This window comes from Yersinia sp. 2540 StPb PI (assembly GCF_052217165.1).
In the GTDB taxonomy this organism is placed as follows: domain Bacteria; phylum Pseudomonadota; class Gammaproteobacteria; order Enterobacterales; family Enterobacteriaceae; genus Yersinia; species Yersinia enterocolitica_E.
Map to the genome: position 1 here is coordinate 2127805 of NZ_JAZGQC010000001.1, position 21575 is coordinate 2149379.

Genomic DNA, 21575 nt, shown 5'->3' on the forward strand with positions numbered 1-21575 from the left:
TTTCGGTTAAACTCGGACAGGAAAAACCTGTCGGCCAGAATTTGCTCGCGGGTGACATCACGAATAACGAGAGAAAAATATGAAAAAGCATTTAATCGCGTGTGCAGCCAGCCTGCTGTTTGTGGCGGGTTCCGCCAGTGCCGTGAGTTTTAATGGTGAAGTCGGCAGTGATTACACCAATTTAGGTTTTGGCATGGGCACCAACACTGGCGGTTTGGCTATCAATGGTAACTGGGCACGTAGTGATCACGATGGTGATGTCTACGGACTGGGGCTGGGCTTCAACCTCCCCCTCGGCCCAATGATGGCAACGGTCGGTGGCAAGGGTATCTATATGGCACCGGAAGACGGTAGCAGCGGTGGTGCAATTGCGATTGGCGGTGGGTTAACCTATCCTATCAACAAATCGTTCACTCTGTACGGTGAAGGTTATTTCGCCCCGGAAGAGCTGACCAGTGGCATGAAATCCTATAGCGAAGCTAACGGTGGTTTGCGCTGGAGTGTATTCCGCCCGTTAACCGTGGATGTCGGTTACCGCTATATCAATATGAAAGGTAAAGACGGACATCGGGATAACCGTGTGGCGGATGGCGTGTATATCGGCGCAGGTTTAGCATTTTGATTATCCTTCGTCCTTGATGTTGCAGCGTTGTTGGCCGCGCTCGCTCACCCGAATCACTGACGTGAGTCAGCTCATCGGGATTTTCTCGTTTGCCGCCTAGCTGCAACGCCAATGGCTTTGGATAATAAATTGATTTTAATGATAAATCGGTAATATTTGATTAAAAAAGGGCGCATTCCTGACAGGATATGCGCCCTTTTAATTGGGGAGGGTATTAGCCGACAGCCGGTAATGCGCCAGTCACTATCCCCACTTGAATGGCAATGACCATCACACCACAGGCAAATACCGCAGCCAGTGCTGGTTTCCCACCCCAGACCCGATAGTGCCCCTGATGGACCTTACGGGCTTTCCACGCCAGCATTGCAGGCAGCAGTAATGCCAGAACTGACAGCGCCACCGCAGCAAAGCCCAATGCCATAATAAAGCCACGCGGGTAAAACAGCGCAAACAGCAACGGGGGGGTGAAGGTGATAACCCCCGTTTGCAAGCGGCCTCGCACTGAATTACGACGTTTAAATAAGTCGGCCAGATAATCGAACAACCCTAAGGCCACACCAAGGAATGAGGTAGCCAGTGCCAGGTCTGCAAACAGGTGTACTGCCAGCTCAACGTGAGGTGAGGCCACGACATCGCGTACCGCTTGTAATAAGCCGTTCAAACCTGCCTGTTGCGCCAAAATACCGACAAAGGTATGAGAGGAAATAGCCCCAAGCGTGGTCAACTGCCAGAAGATATAGGCAACCAGCGGAATGGCGCTGCCGATAATAAATACCCAGCGCAACTTGCGAATATTGCCACCCATGTAATTGACGATACTCGGCACACTGCCGTGGAAGCCAAATGAGGTGAATATCACCGGAATAGCGGACAGTGCCAACCCTTGTTCCAGCGGCAGTGTCAGTAGGTTGGTTTTTTCGATATGCGGCATCATCAGTGCCAGCATCACAATCAGAAAAATGATTTTGGCGCTAAATAAGATGCGATTGAATAAGTCGACTGAGTGGGTGCCGATACAGACCACACCGCCCGCGACCAGTGTAAACAGCAATACGCCGAGTGAGGTTGGAAACGATTGTTGCGTCCATTGGCTGATACTGGTTGCCAGTAATTCACCGGCGCCGCTGATATAGGCAGCAGTCAGGGCATACATCAGAAACATCATACTGAAACCAGTCAACCATTGGCCCCGGTTGCCAAGATAGCGTTTGGCCAAAGTACCAAGCCCGGTATCTGCCGCTTCATGCTGATAAACTTCAACCAGCAGTAAAGCGGTGTAACACATTAATATCCAAAGAGAAATAAGCAATACAAGTGTGACACCAAAGCCCACGCCTGCGGCTGCCAATGGCATCGCCAACATACCTGCACCAATGGTGGTGCCGGCAACGATAAATATACTGCCCAGAGTGCGATTCTTCACGCTTTCCTCTACTACATGACAATTTATTGGAATTATTGAGTGCAGCAGGGTAGTGGATTGCCCTGTTTGTGTCAAATGGACGTTACGCAAGGTGTAAACTTATCGTTACTATGATGAATGCACTGAAAAATAGATTGTTCGCGGGGTTGTTTATTTCGATGATGGATAACCATTGTGTTTATACGGTGAGATTTATAAAGTGAATGTATTCCCGTCATACTTCAAGCCGCATGTGCGTTGGCTGCGTTCATTACTCGGCCCGTCCATGGGCCTGGCCTCTGTGAGGCCGCTGCCTGCCGCCTTCCTGCAACTCGAATTATTTAGGGTATATAAGTAACCACGGAGAAAAAAATGATCAGAGTTGAGATGTTGAGTACCGGAGATGAAGTGCTGCATGGGCAGATTATCGATACCAACGCGGCATGGCTGGCTGACTATTTATTTAATCAAGGCTTGCCAATCAGCAGTAGGGAAACGGTCGGTGACTCACTTTCGGCACTGATAGAAGTGCTGACCGAACGCAGTCAGGTTGCTGATGTGTTGATTGTCAACGGCGGGCTGGGGCCAACCAGTGATGATCTGAGCGCATTGGCTGCCGCCCGCGCCGCCGGAACGGAGCTGGTTGAACACCCGGAATGGATCGCACGTATGGAGGCTTTCTTCCATGAGCGCGGCAGGGTGATGTCGGCGACTAACCGTAAACAGGCACATATTCCGGCTAATGCTGAAATGCTGGATAACCCAGTAGGCACGGCGTGCGGTTTCGCGTTACGGCTAAATAAGTGCCTGATGTTCTTCACACCCGGCGTGCCATCAGAGTTTAAAGTAATGGTTGAACAGCAAATCATGCCACGTTTACGCCAACATTTTGATGTGGCCGAACCCCCATTATGCTTACGTATGACCACTTTTGGCCGCTCGGAAAGTGATTTGGCACAGGAACTGGACCCACTGCGACTCCCTGAGGGGGCGGTGTTAGGCTACCGTTCATCTGCACCGATTATTGAATTGAAGCTGACCGGTCCTGCCTCGCAACATCAGGCGATGGAACAGGTATGGCAGCAGGTGAGGGAAGTGGCGGGAGACAGCACCCTATTTGAAGGTACGCGAGGGTTGCCGGCATTGTTAGCTGAGCAATTGAACCAACGCGGCTTGCTACTGGCGGTGAGCGAACAATTTACCGGCGGGTTGATGAACTGGCAGTTGCAGAGTGCTGGTGTGCCATTGGCGGGCGGTGAACTGCTACCGGCGCATTGTCAGGAGACATTAGACGAGATTGCCTGCCGTGCACAATCGTTATCTATGTTGTGTGGTGCGCAAGTGGTGCTGGCGGTCGGCGCTATGCAAAATGATCACCTGAGTGTGGCTCTGTATACCCCTGAAGGAACATTTGCTCAAACAGTACGTTATCAGGCCAGCCGTCATGGTCTGCGTATTCGCCAGGAAAGCAGTGCGATGCTGGCGCTGGATATGGTGCGCCGTTGGTTGAATGGTCGCCCGGTGTGTGGTCAGCATGGCTGGTTAGATGTAGTTAAGATTTTGTAGTTAATCAATAACTCTCGATAATAAAAAGGCGCATATTTAAATTGCGCCTTTTTATTATATTCATATTATTTATTATCCTGATTTTATATTTATTACTGCTCTGTTGTTTTATTTGTTGTTTTGTTTTTACACTTGCGTTATTTTTACTTTATCTATTTAACTGCTTAGGTGCTGACTTATGTCGATTTTTTGAATTACTTGAATCGGGTGGTTTTATTATGATTCGTAATTATTTATATTTTAGTTATGTTAAGTGCCAATAATTATAAAATGCCATCACATGCCAAAAATGAGATATTATTCTGACTGCTGGCTTGTGTTTGCTTTACCAGAGATACAATCGGCGGTTAATGTTCCTTTTCATAAAAATAAACTACCACAATGGAAGGGAATTTCCATATCGACTAAAAGGTTTCTTTTATCACATATTAAACGTTAAGGAAGATAATTATGTATCCTAAGATAAATATAAGCAGGCTGTTATGTGATAAAACGCGGGTGAGATATTTAATAACATTGTTGATAATGTTTTTACTAATGATGCCACCATTTTCTTCTGCCGAAAATCGCCCCGATTTTGTTTGTGGTAAATTTAATGGTCATGTAATGGAAGTGCCGAATAGCTATGTTTTTTACTGGACAGAATATAGCGGTACCAGCGCCTGGGGCTACAGTTTTACTGAAAATACAAAAGGGTGTGATACCGATTTCGTAGCATTACCGATGATAATAAATTGGCCGGATATGCAACCTGGTGATAAATTACTATGGTATAAGAAAAAAGAAAATTTTGGTGGAATAAGAGTAAGTATTCACCCGTTAAAACGACCTGACACCGATATGAATTATAAGCGTGATGTTTATCTTGAAAAACAAAATAATAAAGTATTTGAACCTGTGGTTGATCTTGATGAATTAGAATTGTTTTCTGTCAAGGTAACCAAAAAAATAATTAGAAAAAATACAAGGGACAAAAAAATCATTATTGGTTAGATAAGGATGTCATTACTTATTACTGGTCAGAGGTTGATGGGCGAGTACCGGTAGTATTTGACTGTAAGTGGTTACCGATGAAGAAAATATATTATCTTTGTGAAGCTTGGTTTATCATGCCGGAAATAGGCTCACTGGTTAGGGTTATTTTCACCATAGATAAACTTCCTCAGTGGCAAGCTATTGTGAATAATACTCAGCAATTTATTTTATCGCATATTAAATATTAAGGAGAATAATGATGCCTCCTGATATAAACACCAATTGGTTATTAAATAATAAAACTAAAATGAGAAGGTTAATACTGTTACTTTTAATAATGTCACCACTCGGTTTCGCCGAAAATCGCCCCGGTTTTGTTTGTGGTAAATTTAATGGTCATGTAATGGAAGTGCCGGATAGCTATATTATTTACTGGGCGGAATATGAAGGGGCCAGTGCCTGGCATCCGGACTTTATTAATAATAAAAAAGGTTGTGATGCCAATTTTGTGGTGCTGCCAATGATCGCCAGTTGGCCGGATATGCAGCCGGGGGATCAGGAGCTGTGGTATAAACAGGGGCTGGAGTATGAAGGGCTAAGAATGCGTGTTGAGCCGTATAGACGATCTGATACTGATGTTGCTTTTATGCGCGATGCCTATCTTAGACTTAGAAAATACGAGAATAAAACTTTTGATCCGGTTGTTTATATTAATGAATTAGGGCTTTTTTTTGTTAAAGCTACCAGTAAATTATTACGGGCAGAACCACAGGATAGGAATAGTCCTTATTGGTTTGATGAGGATGTTAATGGTTATTACTGGGCAGAAGTTAACGGGCGGGTGCCGGTGGTATTTGACTGTCAGTGGTTGCCGTTAGAGAAAAGATATTATATCTGTGAGGCCATTTTTGTGATGCCAGAAATAGGCTCACTGGTTGAAGTGATTTTTACAGTAGAAAAATTACCGCAATGGAGAGCCATTGTGAGTAATACCCAACAATTTCTTTTATCGCATATTAAACGTTAAGGAAGAACATTATGTTCCCTAAGATAAATATAAGTAGTTTGTTATGTGATAAAACACGAGTGAGATATTTAATAGCATTATTGATAATGTTGTTACTAATGATGCCACCATTTGCTTCTGCCGAAAATCGCCCCGGTTTTGTTTGTGGTAAATTTAATGGTCATGTAATGGAAGTGCCGGATAGCTATATTATTTACTGGGCGGAATATGAAGGGGCCAGTGCCTGGGATCCGGACTTTATTAATAATAAAAAAGGTTGTGATGCCAATTTTGTGGTGCTGCCAATGATCGCCAGTTGGCCGGATATGCAGCCGGGGGATCAGGAGCTGTGGTATAAACAGGGGTTGGAGTATGAGGGATTAGCAATAACTGTCAGACCATTTAGACGAACCGATATCGACATCACCTATAAGCGTGACTTTTTTCTAAGAAAACAAAAGAATAAGACATTTAGTCCAGTTGTTTATATCGATAAATTAGGGCTGTTTTTTGTCGAGGCAACTGAAAAACTAAACCGAGGTAAGCCACCGGATAAAAATGCCCCTGATTGGCATTATTGGTTTGATGAGGATGTTAATGGTTATTACTGGGCAGAAGTTAACGGGAGGATACCCGTGATATTTGACTGTCAGTGGTTGCCGTTAGAGAAAATATATTATATCTGTGAGGCCATTTTTGTGATGCCGGAAATAGGGTCACTGGTTGAAGTGATTTTTACAGTAGAAAAATTACCGCAATGGAGAGCCATTGTTAGCAGTACTCAGCAGTTTCTTTTATCGCATATTAAACGTTAAGGAAGAATATTATGTTCCCTAAGATAAATATAAGCAGGTTGTTATGTGATAAAACGCGGATGAGATATTTTGTCATATTATTGCTAATGGCTTTTCTGCTAATGTCACCACTCGGTTTCGCCGAAAATCGCCCCGGTTTTGTTTGTGGTAAATTTAATGGTCATGTAATGGAAGTGCCCAAGGCCTATATTATCTACTGGGCGGAATATGAAGGGAAAAGCTCCTGGACACCTGGTTTTACTAAAAATAAAAAAGGCTGCGATGCCAATTTTACCTCTTTACCCATGATAGCCAGTTGGCCGGATATGCAGCCGGGGGATAAATCGAAATGGTATAAACAGGGGTTGGAGTATGAGGGATTAGCAATCAGCGTCGAGCCATTTAAACGCACAGATACTGATGTTGCTTTTATGCGCGATGCCTATCTTAGACTTAGAAAATACGAGAATAAAACCTTTGATCCGGTTGTTTATATTAATGAATTAGAGCTTTTTTTTGTTAAAGCCACCACAAAATTATTCCGGGCAGAACCACAGGATAGGAATAGTCCTTATTGGTTTGATGAGGATGTTAATGGTTATTACTGGGCAGAAGTTAACGGGCGGGTGCCGGTGGTATTTGACTGTCAGTGGTTGCCGTTAGAGAAAAGATATTATATCTGTGAGGCCCTTTTTGTGATGCCGGAAATAGGTTCGCTGGTTGAAGTGACTTTTACAGTAGAAAAATTACCGCAATGGAGAGCCATTGTTAGCAATACCCAACAATTTCTTTTATCGCATATTAAACGTTAAGGAAGAACATTATGCTACAGCAAAATAGCAAGGCAGGAAAATTACAACTTAATGCCGCCGATCTGGCTTATGCCCGGCAATTATTGGAATCTCACAGGGAGAGTAAAGACCCCGGCCCGATGTATGATTTTTTAGCCAGCAAAGGCGATCGCTATGCCATATTAGCCAATGGTGTGGCCAGGGGGGATTCTATCGCCGGTGCCATGGCTATTCACAATATGGAAAGTGTGGGGGTCCGTCATAATAGGCCCGTCACTGAAACGGATATTAAGCATATTCGCTATGATATGGCGCACGGCTATCTTAATACCCAGCAAGACAGGCTGGACAAAAGCCTGACAGGCATTATCTATGGTGATATCGGCCATAAGCAAGCTGCACAGTTTCACAATAGTGTTTTTAAGAAGCATGGATTACCGCCAGAGGCCTGGACGTTAACCGAGGTTTTCAACGCGATGACTGAAGATAGTCAGCCAATTTATTGGGAACAAACGTTGAGCACCTGCGGCAGGCCATTTGAAGAACTAAAGCACTCGTTTAAAACCTATCAATTGATGGCTTACAGCTCGTCGTTTGGTCCTGATGATACCCAAAAAAGCTCCCGCCAATGGTTGGACAGAATGGATTCTCTCCCAGGTTACTGGGCGCTAGGGAAAAGTGCCACCAGCCAGCTCTTTAGCTCCGACGAAGAAGTCGCACCAGTCTCAACCGAGATGTGCAATATCGACATCACCATCAATCCAACCCCACAAGCGGTTCAGCGCATTGCCGATGAAGATCAGGCGCGGCGTGATGTCACCAACGGCTATCTGGTGAATAAGCCCACTCACAGTTTCTCCTTTACTGACGGTAGCTTGGATAACACCGATTTTGCCTCGGTGCAGATGGGCGCTATGGCATCGGGCGGAGTTCGCCCGGGTGAAGTTCAGCTTGATCCCAATATCCAGCCCAGCCGCTATTTATCTGATTACTATCTGGAACGACCCAGTTATATGCTGCCGGAAACCGGGCTGTTTGATGCCGCCACCCTCAATGGTTTATCAGCACAAACCACGGTTAACACTTATGTTGACCCGCTGCTGCTGGATTTAAGTGGCAAGGGGGTCTCCATGACCGGCATTGAAGATGGGGTGCTGTTTGATACCGATAACAGCGGCACGCTGAAACGCACCGGCTGGGCAGGGCCGGATACCGGTATGCTGGTTATCGATAATGGCAGCGGGAAAATAGATAATATCAGCCAGATGTATTCGGAATATTACGGTGGCACGGCCGGTGTGAAGGGGCAGCCGGGGGAAAAACGCTATCAGGACGGTTTTGCTGCACTGGCCAGTGAAGATGACGATAGCAGTGGTGTCATTGACCGGCGTGATCCAATCTGGCACAAATTGCGTATTTGGCAGGATAGCTCCCATAACGGCAGGGTCGATCCCGGTGAGTTGAAAACGCTGGATGAGTGGGGGATTACGCAAATCAAAGTTAATGCTAACGCGGTTGAGGATAATCGTCAGGGCAATAGGGTGCTGGCGCGTAGCAAGTTTACTATCGAGGGACAGCTACGGGAAGTGCTGGCGGTGAATTTTGTCAGTTCCCCCGTCAGTAACACCGTCACTAAGCGTGGTAATGAGGGGGCAATTATTCGTTCTGTCACCGCTGAAACGACCACCACCGCTTATGTGCATCTTGCTGATAAAGGCGCCGCGTTATCGGCCAATATTCTGAAAACAAATAATATCTATGGCGGCAGCAGGGATGACATCTTAACCGCCAGCCCTAAAGGGAGCTGGTTAGCCGGGCGTGGTGGCAGTAATAGTTATATTGGTAAGAGCGGCAACGATGTATTTGTTATCAGCGCCAGTGATGATCCAACTCGAATTCGTGGCAATGGCGGGCGCGATACGGTGTTGATTGTCGGCGATAAAGGGGTGGCGCTGAATATGGCGCGCAGTGGTATCACTATTGCGCAGGGCGGCGATGGTGACGACATTATTGTCAGTGGCGGCAATAACAGTGTGTTTATTAAAGGTGGTAACGGCAATGCCACACTGGTCGGCGGTGGCGGTAATGACGTACTGGCCGGTGGCAGTGGCAAGAACCGTATTGTCGGCGGTAGCGGTAAAGCGGTTATTTATGCCGGATCACAGGGCGATACCATCTATGCCGCTGAACAAGGCAGTATTATCCACGCTGGCGGTGGGGCAGATCGCATTTATGGCAATAAGGGCCATGATGTGATTGAAGCCGGTCAGGGCAATGCGCTCATTGATGGTGGCGGTGGTATCAATCTGGTCACCCTGCATGGCAGCTATGCGGATTACGCCATTACCCGCACTGACAGTGGCTACCAGATAAGGGATAGCGTGGCTGGTCGTGATGGCACCCTGACACTGAAAAATATTCAAAAACTGAATTTTGCTGATATCTCTGCGGTGGCGTTGGATTCGAATAATGTGATCCCGGTGGATGATCAGTTACGAATCACTAAATTTGGCAAACCAATTAATCGTAACTGGCCGCAATACATTCCTTCTGCTGATTTGTTGGGGAATGATATGCGTTTTAATGCTGGCGCACCCTTACAAATTGCTGCGCTAAGTGATGCCATCGGTTGTCGGGTTTGGCTCGTTCCGAATGGAGACGTGAAGTTTATACCTGACAACAAATACAGCGGCGTGATGAGTTTTAAATATCAAGTAAAGAGTGCCACCGGCGATCCGGCGATTTCTGTGGTTGATTTATCTAGCGGAGAATCCGCGCTGATGCAGGCAACGGTAACGCTATTAACGCCGGATATCCCTCAAGATCCCTTGGTCGCCAAACAAACTTATTTGAATAAAATCAATGTGATACCTGTCTGGTCTGATTATACCGGTAAAGGTGTGCGCATTGGTCAGTTTGAACCGGGCGGGCAGTTCGCCACCGGCCCAGAGATTTTCGATATTCAGCATCCTGATTTAAGCGCCAATGTTGATTCCGCCTGGCTGGAAACACAAAAGAGCACCGGAACACTGCCCGCCGATGTTTCCAACCATGCCACGATGGTGGCCGGTGTGATGGTGGCGGCAAGAAATAATCTCGGTGGGGTGGGAGTGGCCTATGATGCCACTTTAGGCGGGCACTATCTTAGCAACGAAGGGGCGGATTTTACCACCCTGGGTAAGATGTCCAGTTATGATGTGGTTAATCACAGTTGGGGCTTCGCCCATGATTTTGCTCTGAGTAACTTACCGGGCAACAGTGTTAATTTACCGAATATCCTAAACATGACACTGCAATATGCAGCGGAAAATGGCCGTGGCGGATTAGGCACCATTATTGTTAGTGCGGGAGGTAATTAGCGTGAACAGGGGGGCAGCGCGCAAGGTTCACTCATCAATAACAGCCGCTTTGGTATTCAGGTCGGGGCGGTCAATGCGCTGGCTGATCTTTCCACCCTTCAGCCGCGGTCAGTGCCTTTCTCTAACCCTGGCGCCAGTTTGCTCGTGTCGGCTCCGGGGAGTCAGGTTATTTCCAGCAGCAACCAGCTTGAAACCGAGCGTGGTGCCGTGTTTGGTGCCAGATACAGCACTGAACAAGGAACCAGTTTTGCCGCCCCCATTGTTTCAGGGATTGCCGCATTGATGTTGCAAGCCAATCGCAATCTGGGTTACCGCGATGTGCAACAGATCCTCGCCTTGTCGGCTCGTCGGGTGGATGATTCAGGCACCCAATGGCGCAGCAATAATGCCAAAAACTGGAATGGTGGCGGTATGCATGTGAGCCATGATTACGGTTTTGGTGCAGTGGATGCGCGGGCGGCAGTGCGTTTGGCTGAAACATGGATCCCCCAACAGACCGGTGCTAATCAACAGGTATTGGAGAACAGCTATGATTACCCGGCAGGGGGCAGGTTATCTGCTGGGGAAACAAACGATTCATATCTCACTTTGGTCGATGGTCTCAATGTTGAGCAGGTCGAAGTTGATTTTAGCGCCAATGTAGGTCGTTTGGGGGATTTGACCGTGAGATTAGTCTCGCCGGGTGGCAGTGAAAGTATTTTGGTTGATGGTGTTGGCAGAAAAAAAAGCGCAGATAGCCCCCATGCTACGGATACCGGTAGTACTCTTGCAGGCGATTTTAACTATACCTTTATGTCTACACATCATCGGGGTGAGAACTCGGGTGGGATATGGCGATTAGCGGTTAAAGATGCCAGTAATGGTTTACCCATCAGGTTGAATAGTTGGTCATTACGGCTGTTTGGTAACAATCTGAGTGCAGATGATACCTACTTTTATACCGACGAGTTTGCCGACCAGGCTGCGCGGCAACCCGCCCGCATGCTGCTTGATGATGCCGTTAATGGGACGGTTGGTGGGCGTAATACGCTGAATATGGCGGCGATATCAGGCGATATTAAGGCTAACTTAGCCGGTGGGAATGTGGCACTCGGCGGGGCCAATTTGATCATTCGCTCACCGGAGACTATCCATAATTTGATCAGTGGTGATGGTGACGATCATCTCACTGCGGCTGGGGGCAATAGCTTGCTTGACGGGGGGCGCGGCAGAAATGTGCTGACCGGGGGGGCAGGTAAAGATGCTTTTGTGGTTCGTCAGCGCGCCAATGGCCGGGATGAGATAATCAATTTTGATGCCAACAAAGGAGAAGCTATCCACCTGGTGGGCTTTTCTGGTTTAAAATTTAGTGAGTTAGAGTTGATGCAATTGCGGACCGACACCAGAATCTCACTGCCAGATAAGCAAAGTATTATTATCAAAAATCGACAAGTTAATACGTTCGGGCCACAAAATTTTGTCTTTCAGAATACCTTTAGCGCCCCTGTCGGCTATGTAAACAGCACGGTATTGATAAATGACTCAGCGCCAGCAGAACCCGAGCAAATGGGGATTATGCTCAACGGAGGGGCCAGTGGCATCAGTTTAACTGTTGGGGAAAATGGTAAAATGATTGCCTCACTCGCGGGAACGGTCTATCAGCGTAAGGATGCAGAGCCTGGTGTGTTTGTGGTGTTACAGCAAGAGGGTACATCGGGCTTTGGTAATGCTGTTCGGGGGTTCCGACATGGTATTGATAAAATTGATTTGAGTGCCGTGGGGATTCGGAGTTTTAGTCAATTAACGGTGACGAAAAGAAACGCGGTGATTATTAATGGGCTTGCACTTATCCAGGGAATAAATGTTGACTCTTCAGTACTCAACGCTGAAGGGGAGAGTATCAACCTGATGTATTTGGATGGGTTGGATGTTGAACAACTCGATGCGAACGATTTTATTTTTTCAGCCACTGATGCCATGCAAGCGGATGCCCCCGTTATTGATAACGATGTGGCACAACTGATAACTATAATGCCTGATTTTGTTGATTCTAACCCTGAATTTGCTGGCGTTTATCCACAGCCTAAACTGCCTCAGTTCCTTGCTCATACCCTGACTGCAAGCAGCTATGTGTCATGAGCACGCGATTGGCTACCGCATTTAGATACCCACTCAGTTGAATGGGTATTTTTAATGTGGGTTTTTAATAATTTTGCTTATGGTTTATTTTACCTGCGCGTTTCTTACATCTTTGCCTGCTTCCCAAATGCGGTATTTCACATCAACTCCTTTTGGTACATAAACCACGATCGGTAGGCGACTGTTATAGCGCTGCATAGCGGCGTCCCCCAGATTGGCGGCGACAAATTGTGGATGGCGGCTGTTATCAGGGCATGCCATCATCGTCGAAGCGGGTGGTGAGATCTTATCCATTACCAGATAGTCAAAGCCCCAGCCAGATAAGGTTCTGGTTTCCAGCGTGCCGCCGAGCATATGGCGGTTGCAATCAACTTCCAGCGTCTTGCCAATCAGTAATTCTACTTTAAAGCGGGTTTCATCTTGCTGTGGTTCAAGGAAAATCACCTGACGGCTCATGCCTTTTTCAGGCTGCGGGTATGGTGCAATTTTATCTAACGGCTGCTGAGGATCGAGTGGCTGAGGTGTCGCCGCCATGGTACTGGCCGATACTGCCATTAGCAGACTGGTTATTGCGATTGGAAGTTTTTTCATGTTTGTCCCTATGATTTATCAGGTAATACCGGCTGCAAAATACCACACAACAAGATGGTAGATTACAGGTGAAATCTGACGTGTTCCCTATGAGGAATAAGCTAAGCTTATGTTTTGGCGGCGTAACAGGCAAGTAATGTGGTGACGAATTGGGCGATAAAATATCTTATGCGGTATATAACCAAGGCCCATCCAGACCTTGGCATCAAAGCTCTATTTCAATATCACCCACCGCCTGGCAGCAGCAGGGCAGAATTTCACCGCTCTGAATAAACGCCAGTGGTTGCTGATGATAGCTAACTTCGCCTTTTAGTAACCGCAGGCGGCAAGAGCCGCAATAGCCAGAGCGGCATTGGTATTCGATCGGTACCTGATGGTGCTCGAGGGTTTCCAGCAGATTGCGGCTATCAGCAGGGCGGTTAAGTTGAACACCACTGGTGCTCAACGTCACAGTATCCCCGTCATCTTTCAAGCTGCAGGGGTGTTGGCTGCCATCACTTACCCAAGTCATTGAGTTATCTCAACTCCGTGGGTTCATTCTGTTGCCGCCTACCTGCAACTCGAAAGCTATTGGGGATGGATTTCATGGATTACAGCTCGAAATCACTCAGGTCGTCAGCACTGACTTCTGAATCAATTTGACCGACCAGATAAGAGCTGACTTCAACTTCTTGCGGTGCCACCTGTACGTTATCGGAGACTAACCAGGAGTTGATCCATGGAATCGGGTTGGTTCGAGTAGCAAACGGCACACCCAGACCTACCGCCTGCATGCGGATATTAGTGATGTATTCCACGTACTGGCACAGAATCTCTTTGTTCAGACCAATCATTGAACCGTCACGGAACAGGTATTCAGCCCACTCTTTCTCTTGTTGCGCAGCCAGAACGAACAGGTCATAACACTGTTGTTGACACTCTTCGGCAATTTCGGCCATCTCCGGGTCATCTTCGCCAGAACGCATCAAATTAAGAATATGCTGGGTACCGGTTAAATGCAGGGCTTCATCGCGGGCAATCATTTTGATGATTTTGGCATTGCCTTCCATCAATTCGCGCTCCGCAAAAGCAAAGGAGCAGGCGAAACTGACATAAAAACGGATGGCTTCCAGCGCATTGACGCTCATCAGACACAGATAAAGCTGTTTTTTCAGCTCATGCAAATTGACGACGACAGTTTTACCATTAACTTGATGGGTGCCTTCCCCCAGCAGGTGGTAGTAGCTGGTCATTTCGATCAAATCATCATAATAGGCTGAGATATCTTTTGCGCGTTTGAGGATCTCTTCGTTGGTCACGATATCATCGAAAACTATCGACGGATCATTCACGATATTACGGATGATATGGGTGTACGAGCGTGAGTGGATGGTTTCTGAGAATGACCAGGTTTCCACCCAGGTTTCCAGTTCTGGAATTGAGATAAGCGGCAGTAAGGCAACGTTAGGGCTGCGGCCCTGAATTGAGTCCAGCAAGGTCTGGTATTTCAGGTTGCTGATAAAAATGTGTTTTTCATGATCTGGCAGTGCGTTGTAATCGATACGATCACGGGAGACATCTATCTCTTCTGGACGCCAGAAAAATGACAATTGCTTCTCAATCAGTTTTTCGAAAATAGCGTGTTTTTGCTGGTCGAAACGCGCCACGTTAACGGATTGACCAAAGAACATCGGTTCGAGCAACTGGTTATTTTTATTTTGCGAAAAAGTGGTATAGGCCATGATTTCCTCAGGGGACAACAATGCAAGGGCAAATGAAGAATGGCCCGGCGATAACCGTATTTGCGATTATCGCGTAGGGCCAGAACTATAAATCAGATCTTACATGCGCCGCCTTCACAGTCATCATCACCCGGCTGACTTTGAATATCTTCCTGCACATCATCAGCACCGTCGCGGGTGTTTTGATAGTAAAGGGTTTTCACACCAAATTTGTAGGTGGTCAGCAAATCTTTCAGCAACTGCTTCATCGGCACTTTGCCCGATGGGAAGCTGGTTGGGTCATAATTGGTGTTAGCTGAAATCGCCTGATCGACGAATTTCTGCATTAAGCCGACCAGTTGCAGGTAACCATCATTATTTGGCATATCCCACAGCAGTTCGTAAGCATCTTTCAAACGCTCATATTCAGGCACAACCTGGCGTAAAATGCCATCTTTCGAGGCTTTGATACTGACGTAACCACGCGGTGGCTCGATACCATTAGTGGCATTCGAGATCTGCGAAGACGTTTCAGATGGCATCAGCGCAGACAGTGTGGAGTTACGCAGGCCGTGAGTCTTAATATCGTTACGCAGCGTTTCCCAATCGTAGTGCAGTGGCTCGTTGCTGATGGCATCCAAATCTTTCTTATAGGTATCGATCGGCAGAATGCCCTGCGAATAGGTGGTTTCATTGAACCACTGGCAGGCACCTTGCTCACGAGCCAACGCGTTAGAGGCTTTCAGCAAGTAGTACTGAATCGCTTCGAAGGTGCGGTGAGTCAGGTTATTAGCGCTGCCATCGGAATAACGCACGCCATTCTTCGCTAAGTAATAAGCAAAGTTAATCACCCCAATACCTAAGGTGCGACGGCCCATCGCGCCACGCTGTGCGGCGGCAATAGGGTAATCCTGGTAATCGAGCAAGGCATCCAGCGCACGTACAGCCAGTACCGCCAACTCTTCTAAATCGTCAAGGCTATCAATGGCACCTAAGTTGAAGGCAGACAGGGTGCAGAGCGCAATTTCGCCATTCTCGTCATTGATGTCATTGAGTGGTTTGGTTGGTAATGCAATTTCCAGACACAGGTTTGACTGCCGCACGGGGGCAATTTTCGGGTCAAACGGGCTGTGGGTGTTGCAGTGGTCAACGTTCTGAATATAGATACGGCCAGTCGAAGCACGTTCTTGCATCATCAGAGAGAATAACTCAACCGCTTTTACCCGTTGCTTACGGATGCTGCTGTCTTGTTCGTATTGGGTATAAAGGCGTTCAAACTCATCCTGATCAGCGAAGAACGCGTCATATAGCCCCGGTACATCCGATGGGCTAAACAGGGTGATATCTTCACCTTTTAGCAGGCGTTGATACATCAGTTTGTTGATTTGGACGCCGTAATCCATATGGCGCACGCGGTTGCCTTCAACACCACGGTTGTTCTTCAACACCAGTAGGCTTTCAACTTCCAGATGCCACATCGGGTAGAATAACGTGGCAGCACCTCCACGCACGCCACCCTGCGAACAGGATTTCACCGCAGTCTGGAAGTGTTTATAGAACGGGATACAACCGGTATGGAAAGCTTCACCACCACGGATTGGGCTACCTAACGCACGGATACGACCCGCATTGATACCGATACCGGCACGCTGTGACACATATTTAACAATGGCACTGGAGGTGGCATTGATAGAATCCAGGCTGTCACCACACTCGATTAACACACAAGAGCTGAACTGACGAGTTGGGGTACGCACCCCTGACATAATCGGTGTCGGCAGCGAAATCTTAAAGGTTGAAACCGCATCATAGAAGCGTTTCACGTAATCGAGACGAGTTTCGCGCGGGTAGTTAGAGAACAGGCAGGCGGAAACCAGAATGTACAGGAATTGGGCACTTTCATAGATCTCACCGCTGACGCGGTTCTGCACCAGATATTTACCCTCCAACTGCTTAACCGCAGCGTAGGAGAAGTTCATATCGCGCCAATGGTCGATGAAAGTGTCCATCTGTTCGAATTCTTCTGCGGTATAATCTTCCAGCAGATGCTTGTCGTATTTACCCATTTCCACCATTTTCGCGACATGATCGACGAGTTTTGGCGGTTCAAACTGGCCATAAGCTTTTTTGCGCAGATGGAAAATAGCCAGACGCGCAGCCAGATACTGATAGTCAGGCGCATCGCGCGAGATAAGATCGGCCGCTGCTTTGATGATAGTTTCATGGATATCGGCAGTCTTAATGCCATCATAAAACTGAATGTGTGAACGCAATTCTACTTGAGAGACCGAGACGTTATGTAAACCTTCTGCGGCCCAGTCGATGACCCGGTGGATTTTATCCAGATTGATGCGTTCTTTGCTGCCATCGCGTTTAGTAACAAGTAGGCTTTGGTTCATGTGTTCTTGACCTTTTATCCCCGTTCTTCATGTACAAACAGCACAAATTTACACTCTCGATGATTACGAAAATCATTGAGGCTGTAGTGTATTGTTTAGTATGTAAACACTATATGTAGGGGGTGGGTAGTGGATAGATAACAAGATAGTGAGTATTGCGGCTTTTGGCAAGTGAACAAGATCGCTTAATTGTGTGGATAACTTGGGGGTGAATTGTTACGAAACGCTCTCAGACTGCGCCATCACTGGATCTTACCTACTGTCGCTTTGGGGGATAAGATTTTACTGAAAACCTTAAAAAGTGGATCGTTTGCCGGTTTATTAAACATTAGGAAAATCCCCTTCATCTTTCGCGCCGTAGCGGTGTTGGCTATCCTCACTCACCCCAGTCACTTAGTGGACTAAGCTCCTGGGAATTAATGAGCCTCATCCTTGAGGCTCACCCTACGGGCTAGCATAAATGCTGTTCAAATCGGTTCCCGACCAATTTGTTGTTCAGTTGCCGCCTTGCTACAACGCGAAATCTATTGGGTATTGTTTGATTTTTACACTACCCACGCGATGAATTTATTCGCTATCTCGTTGAGTATGCACCATATAATTCACATCAACATTACCGCCAAGCTTAAAACGATCTGTTATCGGATTGTAATGTAGCCCGATAATGTGGCGCTCACGCAACAGGGTTTGATCAACCCAACCGATAAGTTCTGATGGGCGAATAAATTTTTTCGAATCATGGGTGCCTTTCGGAACCATTTTCAATATATATTCTGCACCGACCACGGCCATCAGCCAGGATTTGGTATTGCGGTTAATAGTTGAGAAGAATACGTGGCCACCGGGTTTGACCAATTGAGCGCAGGCGCGGATAACCGAGGCGGGATCTGGCACGTGTTCGAGCATCTCCATGCAGGTCACCACATCGTAGTGTTGTGGGTGCGCTTGCGCGTGGCTTTCAACTGTTTCTTGCACATAATCCAGTTTGGTACCGGTTTCCAGCGCATGTAGGCGAGCCACTTGCAACGGCTCATAGCCCATGTCCAGACCGGTGACGTGTGCCCCTTCCCGAGCCATGCTTTCGGCCAAAATTCCACCACCGCAACCGACATCCAGCACTTTCTTATCAAAAATACCGCCAGAGCGCTGTAAAATGTAATCAAGGCGCAGCGGGTTAATGCGATGAAGAGGTTTGAATTCACCTTCTAAATCCCACCAGCGAGAGGCAACTGCCTCAAATTTAGCGATTTCTTGCTCGTCGACATTCTGATGGCTAGCTGTGTTATCTACACGCATGGAGAGTTCTCACTGTTCTGTTTCTTTGCGCAGATTATACATGTTCCCTTTCAATTGACGCAGAATAATACCGTTAAGTTAGGCGGATAAGCCCGACATAAAGTCGTTTCGACAAACATCACGTAGTTTCGCCAAAATCTGGGTTTTGTGATATAGTTTCGTACCTTTAAATCCGGTAATTAGTAGAGGGATAGCGGCTCAATGAGCGACCTTGCCAGAGAAATAACACCGGTCAACATCGAGGAAGAGCTGAAAAGCTCCTATCTGGATTATGCGATGTCCGTTATTGTCGGACGTGCTTTACCAGATGTCCGGGATGGACTGAAACCGGTGCACCGTCGCGTACTGTATGCGATGAATGTACTGGGTAATGACTGGAATAAACCATACAAAAAATCGGCCCGTGTAGTCGGGGACGTTATCGGTAAATATCACCCGCATGGTGACAGCGCGGTCTACGACACAATAGTGCGTATGGCCCAGCCGTTCTCACTGCGCTATATGCTGGTGGATGGGCAGGGCAACTTCGGTTCCGTCGATGGCGATTCTGCTGCGGCGATGCGTTATACCGAAATCCGTATGTCTAAAATTGCTCACGAATTGTTAGCGGATTTAGAAAAAGATACCGTTGACTTCGTGCCTAACTATGATGGTACGGAACAGATCCCCGCAGTCATGCCAACCCGAATCCCTAACCTGTTGGTTAACGGTTCGTCAGGTATTGCCGTAGGGATGGCAACCAATATTCCGCCACATAACCTGTCTGAGGTTATTGATGGCTGTCTGGCCCTGATCGAAGATGAAAACATCACCATTGAAGGGTTGATGGAGTTCATTCCGGGTCCAGACTTCCCAACAGCCGCCATTATTAATGGTCGCCGTGGTATTGAAGAGGCTTATCGTACTGGCCGTGGCAAGGTCTATATCCGTGCCCGTGCTGAAGTTGAAGCTGACGCGAAAACCGGCCGTGAAACCATTATTGTTCACGAGATCCCGTATCAGGTGAACAAAGCGCGGTTGATTGAGAAAATCGCTGAGCTGGTCAAAGAGAAACGCGTAGAAGGCATCAGCGCGTTACGTGATGAGTCTGATAAAGACGGCATGCGTATCGTGATTGAGATTAAACGTGACGCCGTCGGGGAAGTGGTTCTAAATAACCTCTATTCACTGACGCAACTTCAGGTGACTTTCGGTATCAATATGGTGGCTCTGTCCCAAGGGCAGCCTAAATTGCTTAACCTGAAAGACATTCTGGTTGCATTTGTGCGCCACCGCCGTGAAGTGGTGACGCGTCGTACCATTTTTGAACTGCGTAAAGCACGTGACCGCGCGCACATCCTTGAAGCATTGGCAATTGCACTGGCTAATATCGATCCGATTATCGAATTGATCCGCCGTGCCGCCACTCCTGCTGAAGCAAAAGCGGGCTTGATTGCCAATTCATGGGAATTAGGCAACGTGGCGTCAATGTTGGAACGTGCCGGTGATGACGCTGCCCGCCCTGAGTGGCTGGAAGCTGAATACGGTATCCGTGACGGCAGATATTTCCTCACCGAGCAACAAGCTCAGGCAATCTTGGATCTGCGTTTGCAGAAACTGACGGGTCTGGAGCATGAAAAACTGCTGGATGAGTATAAAGAGCTGTTGACCTTAATTGGTGAGTTGATCTTTATTCTGGAAAACCCGGATCGCCTGATGGAGGTTATCCGCGAAGAATTGGTTGCTATCAAAGAGCAATATAACGACGCACGTCGTACTGAGATAACGGCTAATACTTCCGACATCAACATCGAAGATCTGATTAATCAGGAAGATGTGGTTGTGACGCTGTCCCATCAGGGCTACGTCAAATATCAACCGCTGACGGATTACGAAGCTCAGCGCCGTGGTGGTAAAGGTAAGTCGGCTGCCCGCATCAAAGAAGAAGACTTCATTGATCGTCTGTTGGTTGCCAATACCCATGATACTATTTTGTGCTTCTCCAGCCGTGGCCGTCTCTATTGGATGAAGGTCTATCAGTTGCCGGAAGCCAGCCGTGGTGCACGTGGTCGTCCGATCGTCAACTTATTGCCGCTTGAGCCAAATGAGCGTATTACCGCCATTCTGCCAGTGCGGGAATATGAAGAAGGCCGTCACATCTTTATGGCGACCGCCAGCGGCACCGTGAAGAAAACCGCTTTGACCGAGTTCAGTCGTCCACGCAGCGCCGGTATTATTGCCGTCAATCTGAATGAAGGCGATGAGCTGATTGGTGTGGATCTGACCGATGGCAGCAATGAAGTCATGCTGTTCTCTGCATTGGGTAAAGTGGTTCGCTTCCCTGAGTCACAGGTCCGTTCGATGGGCCGTACTGCGACCGGTGTACGTGGTATCAACCTCAATGGTGATGATCGGGTTATTTCTCTGATTATCCCACGTGGTGATGGCGAAATCTTGACTGTGACTGAAAACGGTTATGGTAAGCGTACCGCAGTGGAAGAGTACCCAACCAAGTCCCGTGCGACTCAGGGTGTTATCTCCATTAAAGTCAGTGAGCGTAATGGTAAGGTTGTGGGGGCTGTTCAGGTGGCTCCGACTGACCAGATCATGATGATCACCGATGCGGGTACTCTGGTACGTACTCGCGTATCTGAGGTGAGTGTCGTGGGGCGTAATACCCAAGGTGTGACGCTGATCCGTACCGCAGAAGATGAGCATGTCGTTGGTCTGCAACGTGTTGCTGAGCCAGAAGAGGATGATGAAATCCTTGATGGCGAATCATTAGAAGGTGAAGAGGGCGGCGAAGACGATGCTGCACTGAATACACCAGAAGATGAAGATGCTGCTGATGAAGCAGAAGAAGGCGATGCTGAAGATGAGGACGACAACGTATAATGCGTTGTTGAAAACAAGAGCCAGCTTACGAGCTGGCTTTTTTATGGGCTATTGGTAGTGTATTCTGTTGCTCATGCAGCCT

The 21575-nt window shown here is 47.5% G+C and carries 12 protein-coding genes and 2 pseudogenes; 8 read left to right on the forward strand and 6 right to left on the reverse strand.

Going from position 1 to position 21575, the window contains the following annotated elements; translation table 11 throughout:
- Positions 1-79 precede the first annotated feature (79 nt).
- Positions 80-622 (forward strand): YfaZ family outer membrane protein, encoded by a 543-nt coding sequence (locus V1956_RS09670; protein WP_372559453.1) that lies wholly within the window; start codon positions 80-82, stop codon positions 620-622.
- Between the two features lie 214 nt (positions 623-836).
- Here V1956_RS09670 and tyrP read toward each other — a convergent pair whose 3' ends face one another.
- Positions 837-2045, reverse strand: a complete 1209-nt coding sequence (gene tyrP, locus V1956_RS09675) for a tyrosine transporter TyrP (protein WP_372559452.1) — start codon at positions 2043-2045, stop codon at positions 837-839.
- 351 nt (positions 2046-2396) lie between these two features.
- On the opposite strand from tyrP, the gene V1956_RS09680 reads away from it, so the two are divergent.
- The 6 genes and pseudogenes from V1956_RS09680 (at position 2397) to V1956_RS09705 (ending at position 12633) form a co-directional block, all read left to right on the forward strand.
- Positions 2397-3590 carry a nicotinamide mononucleotide deamidase-related protein YfaY gene (locus V1956_RS09680; RefSeq protein ID WP_083158283.1) on the forward strand — a complete coding sequence of 398 codons (1194 nt, stop codon included), beginning with the start codon at positions 2397-2399 and terminating at the stop codon, positions 3588-3590.
- A 525-nt stretch (positions 3591-4115) separates the two neighbouring features.
- A pseudogene (locus V1956_RS09685) lies at positions 4116-4813 on the forward strand (hypothetical protein).
- Positions 4814-4824: 11 nt separating this feature from the next.
- Positions 4825-5592, forward strand: a complete 768-nt coding sequence (locus V1956_RS09690; protein WP_442825799.1) for a hypothetical protein — start codon at positions 4825-4827, stop codon at positions 5590-5592.
- Positions 5593-5603: 11 nt separating this feature from the next.
- The gene (locus tag V1956_RS09695; RefSeq protein ID WP_442825055.1) at positions 5604-6386 is read left to right on the forward strand and encodes a hypothetical protein; all 783 of its coding nucleotides are present in this window, start codon (positions 5604-5606) and stop codon (positions 6384-6386) included.
- 59 nt (positions 6387-6445) lie between these two features.
- Complete coding sequence (locus V1956_RS09700; protein ID WP_442825800.1) at positions 6446-7177, forward strand: hypothetical protein; 732 nt, start codon at positions 6446-6448, stop codon at positions 7175-7177.
- Positions 7178-7188: 11 nt separating this feature from the next.
- Positions 7189-12633, forward strand: a pseudogene (locus tag V1956_RS09705) (S8 family serine peptidase).
- Positions 12634-12717: 84 nt separating this feature from the next.
- Here V1956_RS09705 and eco read toward each other — a convergent pair.
- The 5 genes from eco to ubiG all read right to left on the reverse strand — a co-directional run bounded on the left by eco (position 12718) and on the right by ubiG (position 18619).
- Positions 12718-13224: a serine protease inhibitor ecotin gene (gene eco, locus V1956_RS09710; RefSeq protein WP_420071480.1), complete on the reverse strand. Its 507-nt coding sequence runs from the start codon at positions 13222-13224 to the stop codon at positions 12718-12720.
- Between the two features lie 205 nt (positions 13225-13429).
- Positions 13430-13735: a class I ribonucleotide reductase maintenance protein YfaE gene (yfaE, locus tag V1956_RS09715; protein WP_420074656.1), complete on the reverse strand. Its 306-nt coding sequence runs from the start codon at positions 13733-13735 to the stop codon at positions 13430-13432.
- A gap of 79 nt (positions 13736-13814) precedes the next feature.
- Entirely contained in the window at positions 13815-14945 is a 1131-nt protein-coding gene (gene nrdB, locus V1956_RS09720; protein WP_372559446.1) for a class Ia ribonucleoside-diphosphate reductase subunit beta, read from the reverse strand.
- Between the two features lie 92 nt (positions 14946-15037).
- On the reverse strand, positions 15038-17323 hold the full coding sequence (gene nrdA / locus V1956_RS09725) for a class 1a ribonucleoside-diphosphate reductase subunit alpha (protein ID WP_442825056.1): 2286 nt from the start codon (positions 17321-17323) through the stop codon (positions 15038-15040).
- A gap of 567 nt (positions 17324-17890) precedes the next feature.
- The gene (ubiG, locus tag V1956_RS09730) at positions 17891-18619 is read right to left on the reverse strand and encodes a bifunctional 2-polyprenyl-6-hydroxyphenol methylase/3-demethylubiquinol 3-O-methyltransferase UbiG (protein WP_372559445.1); all 729 of its coding nucleotides are present in this window, start codon (positions 18617-18619) and stop codon (positions 17891-17893) included.
- A 201-nt stretch (positions 18620-18820) separates the two neighbouring features.
- Between ubiG and gyrA the strand changes: the two genes are divergently transcribed.
- Positions 18821-21493, forward strand: a complete 2673-nt coding sequence (gene gyrA / locus V1956_RS09735) for a DNA topoisomerase (ATP-hydrolyzing) subunit A (protein ID WP_083158301.1) — start codon at positions 18821-18823, stop codon at positions 21491-21493.
- The last annotated feature ends 82 nt before the right edge of the window (positions 21494-21575 follow it).

Coding starts and splice junctions, on each gene's coding strand:
- V1956_RS09670 (WP_372559453.1), top strand. CDS start 80: ATGAAAAAGCATTTAATCGCGTGTGCAGCCAGCCTGCTGTTTGTGGCG.
- V1956_RS09680 (WP_083158283.1), top strand. CDS start 2,397: ATGATCAGAGTTGAGATGTTGAGTACCGGAGATGAAGTGCTGCATGGG.
- V1956_RS09690 (WP_442825799.1), top strand. CDS start 4,825: ATGCCTCCTGATATAAACACCAATTGGTTATTAAATAATAAAACTAAA.
- V1956_RS09695 (WP_442825055.1), top strand. CDS start 5,604: ATGTTCCCTAAGATAAATATAAGTAGTTTGTTATGTGATAAAACACGA.
- V1956_RS09700 (WP_442825800.1), top strand. CDS start 6,446: ATGAGATATTTTGTCATATTATTGCTAATGGCTTTTCTGCTAATGTCA.
- eco (WP_420071480.1), bottom strand. CDS start 13,224: ATGAAAAAACTTCCAATCGCAATAACCAGTCTGCTAATGGCAGTATCG.
- yfaE (WP_420074656.1), bottom strand. CDS start 13,735: ATGACTTGGGTAAGTGATGGCAGCCAACACCCCTGCAGCTTGAAAGAT.
- nrdB (WP_372559446.1), bottom strand. CDS start 14,945: ATGGCCTATACCACTTTTTCGCAAAATAAAAATAACCAGTTGCTCGAA.
- nrdA (WP_442825056.1), bottom strand. CDS start 17,323: ATGAACCAAAGCCTACTTGTTACTAAACGCGATGGCAGCAAAGAACGC.
- ubiG (WP_372559445.1), bottom strand. CDS start 18,619: ATGCGTGTAGATAACACAGCTAGCCATCAGAATGTCGACGAGCAAGAA.
- gyrA (WP_083158301.1), top strand. CDS start 18,821: ATGAGCGACCTTGCCAGAGAAATAACACCGGTCAACATCGAGGAAGAG.